The sequence below is a fragment of the Tardiphaga sp. genome, assembly GCF_028290785.1.
Classification (GTDB): Bacteria; Pseudomonadota; Alphaproteobacteria; order Rhizobiales; family Xanthobacteraceae; genus Tardiphaga.
Genome location: NZ_JAQGJD010000020.1, coordinates 1 through 5,893, shown reverse-complemented (window position 1 = coordinate 5,893; position 5,893 = coordinate 1). Strand labels below are relative to the sequence as shown.

Here is a 5,893-nt window from a genome sequence, read left to right as displayed (position 1 = left end):
TCGCGGTGATCGACATCGGCTCCAATTCGGTCCGTCTTGTCGTCTATGAATCGCTGTCGCGCAGCCTCGTCACATTGTTCAACGAGAAGGCGCTGTGCGGCCTCGGCCGCGAAGTGCAGTCGACCGGGCTGCTCGCCGCCGATGCGGTCAGCAAGGCGCTGACCGCGCTGAAGCGGTTTCGCGCGCTGTGCAAGATCATGAAGGTCGGCCGCGTCCACGCCATCGCCACGGCGGCGGCGCGCGACGCCAGCAACGGCCCGGAATTCATCGCGGCGGCCGAGAAGATCTGCGGCTGCGTCATCCAGATCATCTCCGGGCCGCGCGAAGCCAAGCTCTCGGCGCTTGGCGTAATCTCCGGCATCCACAAACCTGACGGGCTCGTTGGTGACCTCGGCGGCGGATCGCTCGAACTGGTGGACGTCAAAGGCAGCGCGGTGCGCACCGGCATTACGCTGCCGCTCGGCAGCCTGGCGCTGCAGGACGCCTCGCAGAAATCGCCGAAGCGCGCCGAGAAGATCGTCAAGACCGCGCTCACCGGTGTCGCACAACTCGCCGCCGGCACCGGGCGAAATTTCTACGCCGTCGGCGGCACCTGGCGCGCGCTGGCGCGGCTGCACATCATCCAGAGCGGCTATCCGCTGCGCGTGATGCACGGCTACACTTTGCCGGCCGCGGAAGCGCTCGACTTCGTGCGCCGGCTGCGGCGGCTGGCCACCGCGAACATTCTGGCCAACATCGAATCCATCGCCGAAGCCCGCCAGCCGCTGCTGGTCTATGCGGCGCTGGTGCTCGAACACATCATCCTGACGGCCAAGCCCAAGGCCATCGTGTTCTCGACCTACGGCGTCCGCGAAGGCCTGCTGTACGAAATGCTGCCTGCAGTGAAGCGCGCCGAGGATGGCCTCGTTGCTGCCGCGCAGTCGCTGAACGAATTGCTGTCGCGCTCGGCGCGCCATGCCCAGGAACTGTCGGACTGGACCGACCGCTTCGTCCGCGTCGCCAAGCTGAAAGAGACCGAGGAGGACCGCCGGCTGCGCCGCGTCGCCTGCCTGTTGTCGGACATCGGATGGCGCGTGCATCCGGACTACCGCGGCGAGCAGACGCTGCATCTGATCACCAACGGCAATTTCGGCTCGGTCGATCATCACGGCCGCGCCTTCCTGGCGCTGTCCGTGTTCTATCGTTATGCGGGCCTCAGCGAACAGAACGAGCCGCCGGAACTGGTGCGGGCGCTGGTGACGCCGGCGCAAGTCGAACGCGCCCGCGTGCTCGGCGCCATGTTCCGGGTCGCGCATCTGGTATCGGCCGCGCGCCCCGGCGTGCTGCCGGCGACGCACTTCAAGTCGCAGGACCGCAAGATGATGCTGGTATTCGAGCATCGCATGGTCGACCTCGTCGCCGACCGCGTCGGCAGCCGGTTCAAGCAACTGGCAAGGCTGGTGGGGAAGACCGGGATGATCGTGCGGAGGTAGTTATCAAAACTCCGCCGTCATCCTGAGGCGCGAGGGCGACGCGAGTTCGGTCGTCGCCAAGCACGCAAAACGCCCGAGCCTCGAAGGATGCTGTTTTGCAATGGAGCAGCGGAGTGCCCGCCGTCGTCCGTCGAGGCGCGCAAGGGCGCGCACCTCAGGATGACGGCTTCGGCAGTACGGAGTTACGTCCGATCCACCCTGACGACGCGGCCCTTTTCGATCGCCAGCGCCAGGCGGCCCTGCTTCAGCGCCAGCGCGGCTTCGCCGAACAGTTCGCGGCGCCAGCCGGAGAGGGCGCCGACGTCGGCGTGGTCGTCATTGGCGATCTGTTCGAGATCGTCGACGGTGGCGATCACCTTGGAGGCCACCGCGTGGCGCTCCGAGGTCATGCGCAGCAGCACTTTCAAGAGCTCGACGATGGCGCCGCCGTTGGAGGAGCCGCGCGGCTTCTCGATCTTCGGCAGCGTGGCGGGATCGCGGGCGACGCCGCGCTTGACGGCCTCGACGATGTCGCTGCCCCATTTCGAGCGGTCAAAGCCCTTCGGCAGCGAACGCAAGCTGGCCAGCTTTTCCAGCGAGGTCGGCGCATGCGTCGCGATATCGCCGACGGCGTCGTCCTTCAGCACGCGCGAGCGCGGCACGTCGCGGCTCTGCGCTTCCTGTTCGCGCCAGGCGGCGACTTCCATCAGGACCGCCAGCTCTTTCGGCTTGCGGACCCGGGTCTTGAGCCGCTCCCAGGCGCGCTCGGGGTGGAAGTCGTAGGTTTTCGGCGAGGTCAGCACTTCCATCTCTTCCGAGACCCAGTCGCTGCGGTCGCGCTTCTTCAGGTCGGCGTCGAGCGCCGCGAACACGTCGCGCAGATGGGTGACGTCGGAGACGGCGTAGTGCACCTGCTCCTCGGTGAGCGGGCGGTGCGACCAGTCGGTGAAGCGGTGGGTCTTGTCGGGGCGGTGGCCGGTGATGCGCTCGACCAGCTGGTCGTAGGCGATGCTGTCGCCATAGCCCAGCACCATGGCGGCGACCTGGGTGTCGAAGATCGGATAAGGCACCACGCCGGCGCGGTGCACGATGATCTCGATGTCCTGCCGGGCGGCGTGGAAGACCTTGAGCACGTCGGCATTAGTCATCAGGTCGAAGAACGGTTTTAAGTCGATGCCGTCGGCCAGCGTGTCGATCACCAGCGCGTCCTCGGCGCTGGCCATCTGGACCACGCAGAGCAGCGGATAGTAGGTGGTCTCGCGGAGGAATTCCGTATCGACGGTGATGACGGGGTGCTTGGCGAGCCGCGCGCAGGCGGCGGTCAGCTGGGCTGTGGTGGTGATCAGTTCCATGTCCGGTCCATAACGCTTTTGACGATGGCGTTCGGCCGAAAAACCTGGCGAGTCAAGCGTGTTCCGCTGGATTTGGGTTCCGGGCCGGGGGATCGGGCGCGAATCAGGTGCCGCAGAAGGTCTGCGATACCCTTTCGTGCAGCAGCGGCGGATCGGCGTAGTCGGCGCGGTCCGGCTGGTCCTCGAACGGGCGGGCCAGCACCGCCAGCAGGGCCTCGAATGGCGCGTAGTCGCCGGTCAAAGCGGCCTGGATCACCGCCTCGACGCGATGGTTGCGCGGGATGAAGGCCGGATTGACCGCCTGCATGGCCGTGTGGCGGGTGGCGGCGTCCTGCGGTTCGAGGGCCAGCCGGGCGCGCCACTGGATCGCCCAGGCGTCCCAGACGGCGGGATCGGTGAACTGGGCGCGCACGGCGGCATCACCCGCCGAGTCCAGCTCGGCAGCGCCGAGGCCGCGGAAGGTGAGGGTGAAGTCGGCCTGGTTGGCGGCCATCGCGGCCAGCAGGTCCTGCGCCAGCACGCCGTCGTCGGGCTGCGCGGTGAACAGGCCGAGTTTCTGCCGCAGGCCGGCCTGATAGGCGGTGTCGAAGATCTCGGAGAATTCGGCCAGCGAAGCCTTGGCGATCTCGATGGCGGCGTTCTGGTCGGCGTCGAGCAGCGGCAGCAGGGTTTCGGCGAACCGCGTCAGGTTCCACAGCGTGATGCGCGGCTGGTTGGCATAGGCGTAGCGGCCCTGTTCGTCGATCGAGGAGAACACCTTGGCCGGATCGTAGTCGTCCATGAAGGCGCAGGGGCCATAGTCGATGGTCTCGCCGGACACTGACGAGTTGTCGGTATTCATCACGCCATGGATAAAGCCGACCAGCAGCCAGCGCGCGACCAGCCGAGCTTGCCGGGCGATCACGCCGTCAAGCAGCGCGCGGTAGGGATGTTCGGCTCGCGCGGCGTCCGGATAGTGCCGGGCGATGACGTGGTCGGCGAGATGCTTTAGCGCCACGATGTCTTCGCGCGCGGCGAAAAATTGGAAGGTGCCGACGCGGATGTGGCTGGCGGCGATGCGGGTCAGCACCGCCCCGGGCAGCATGGTCTCGCGCTGCACCCGTTCGCCGGTGATGACGGCGGCGAGGGAGCGGGTGGTCGGAATGCCCAAGGCGAACATCGCCTCGGAGACGATGTATTCCCGGATCACCGGGCCCAGCGCCGCGCGGCCGTCGCCACGGCGCGAGAACGGGGTGGGTCCAGAGCCCTTGAGCTGAATGTCGCGGCGCACGCCGTCGCGATCGACGACCTCGCCGAGCAGGATCGCGCGGCCGTCGCCGAGCTGCGCGGTGAAGTGCCCGAACTGGTGCCCGGCATAGGCCATCGCGATGGGATCGGCGCCGTCCGGCACCCGCGTGCCGGCCAGCACCTCGACGCCTTCGGGGCTTTCGAGCCAGTCGGCATCGATGCCGAGCTGCGCGGCCAGCGGCCGGTTCAGCTTGATGAGCTGTGGCGCGACCACGGGGGTGGGCGCCACCCGCGCAAAGAAATTGGCGGGCAGGGTGGCGTAGCTGTTGTCGAACGGGAACTGGATGGTCATAGACGGAAGATGGGGGTGTGGGGAGGAATTGGCAACGGGGGCACCCATTGACTTGCCGTATCGGAACCGCATCAATTCCGCTTGTCTGAAGGAAGCAAAACGATGAGCAAGGTGAAAAGTACAAAGAGCAGCGGCAACGTCTTTGCCGATCTGGGTGTGCCCAATTCCGCTGATCATCTGGCGAAGGCCGATATCGTTATCGCCATTGCGTCGCTCATCAAATCGAAGGGTCTGACCCAGGCTCAGGCATCGAAGCTGATCGGGCTGGCACAGCCTGATGTATCGAAGCTGATGCGCGGACACTTTGCCGGCTATACCTACGATCGCCTGTTCGGTTTCTTGATCGCGCTCGGTGAAAAGGTCACGGTCACGGTCAGTACGGCGACGTCTGCGAAGGACGCCAAGCTGAAGCTGGAATTCGCGTAGGGCTCTGATTCAGCTCACTCGCATCTTGTCCCGGACGCAGTGCATTGCGCCGCCTTGGGCGGCGGAGTGCGCTGCAGAGCCGGGACCGTACCGAACGCCGGTGCCCGCGACGGTCCCGGCTCTGCGGAGCAGCACTCCGTGCTGCGCCGCGTCCGGGACAAGCCGCTTCAGTCCCGCCGGATCGCTTACGCCGCTCTTACCGTATGCAAAAACTTGTCGACTTCGCTCTTCAGCCGGCTGCTCTCGATCGACAGGGACTGCGCGGCGGACAGAACCTGGCCGGAGGCCGAGCCGGTCTCCGAGGTGCCGCGGTTGACCTCGGTGACGTCGTGGGCGACCTGGGTCGAGAGCTGCGCCGACTGCTGCACGTTGCGCGCAATCTCCTGCGTCGCCGCGCCTTGCTCCTCGACCGCCGCGGCAATCGCCGACGACACTTCCGAGATCATCGTGATGGTGGCGCCGATCTCCTTGATCGTCACGACGGTGTCGGCGCTCGCCGCCTGCATGCCGGCGATCTGGGCGCTGATCTCGTCGGTGGCGCGGGCGGTCTGCGACGCCAGTGCCTTCACTTCGGCAGCGACCACCGCGAAACCGCGGCCGGCGTCACCCGCGCGCGCGGCCTCGATGGTGGCGTTCAGCGCCAGCAGGTTGGTCTGCTCGGCAACGGCGGTGATCAGCTTGACCACGTCGTCGATGCGTGCGGTGGCTTCCGATAGTTTGGCGATGCTCTGGTTGGTCTTCTCGGCCTGCAGCACGGCGGTCGAGGCGATGCGGTTGGATTCGTGGACCTGACGGCCGATCTCGTTGACCGAGGAGGTGATCTCTTCGGTGGCGGCGGCGACCGACTGGATGTTTTCCGACACGGTGTGGGAGGCGGACGCGGCCGAGCCGGACAGCGTCATGGTGACGTCGGAGGTCCGGGTCAGCGTGGTCGCCGAGGCTTCCAGCTCGGTGGAGGCGGAGGCCAGCGAGCCGACCAGTTCGCCGATCATCGTTTCGAAATTGCGGGTGGCGTTGCTGATGGTTTCGGCGCGCGCCATAGTCACGGCGGAGGCCGCGCCGGCGGCCTGATCGGCGCTGCGCTT

General features: G+C 66.8%; 5 protein-coding genes. 2 read left to right on the top strand and 3 right to left on the bottom strand.

The genetic code is table 11. The features are described 5' to 3' along the window. Positions 1 to 1,472 (top strand): exopolyphosphatase (gene ppx / locus JWR89_RS01350; RefSeq protein ID WP_299710788.1); only part of this gene is annotated, 1,472 nt, incomplete at its 5' end. A 182-nt stretch (positions 1,473 to 1,654) separates the two neighbouring features. Here ppx and rnd read toward each other — a convergent pair. Together rnd and JWR89_RS01340 are read right to left on the bottom strand one after the other, a co-directional pair. Next, positions 1,655 to 2,803, bottom strand: a complete 1,149-nt coding sequence (gene rnd, locus JWR89_RS01345; RefSeq protein ID WP_299710786.1) for a ribonuclease D — start codon at positions 2,801 to 2,803, stop codon at positions 1,655 to 1,657. Between the two features lie 103 nt (positions 2,804 to 2,906). Beyond that, positions 2,907 to 4,382 carry a protein adenylyltransferase SelO gene (locus JWR89_RS01340; protein ID WP_299710784.1) on the bottom strand — a complete coding sequence of 492 codons (1,476 nt, stop codon included), beginning with the start codon at positions 4,380 to 4,382 and terminating at the stop codon, positions 2,907 to 2,909. 102 nt (positions 4,383 to 4,484) lie between these two features. On the opposite strand from JWR89_RS01340, the gene JWR89_RS01335 reads away from it, so the two are divergent. Beyond that, positions 4,485 to 4,808 carry a helix-turn-helix transcriptional regulator gene (locus JWR89_RS01335; protein WP_299710781.1) on the top strand — a complete coding sequence of 108 codons (324 nt, stop codon included), beginning with the start codon at positions 4,485 to 4,487 and terminating at the stop codon, positions 4,806 to 4,808. 185 nt (positions 4,809 to 4,993) lie between these two features. Here JWR89_RS01335 and JWR89_RS01330 read toward each other — a convergent pair. Beyond that, the coding region (locus tag JWR89_RS01330) for a methyl-accepting chemotaxis protein (protein ID WP_299710779.1) at positions 4,994 to 5,893 on the bottom strand (900 nt) is incomplete at its 5' end.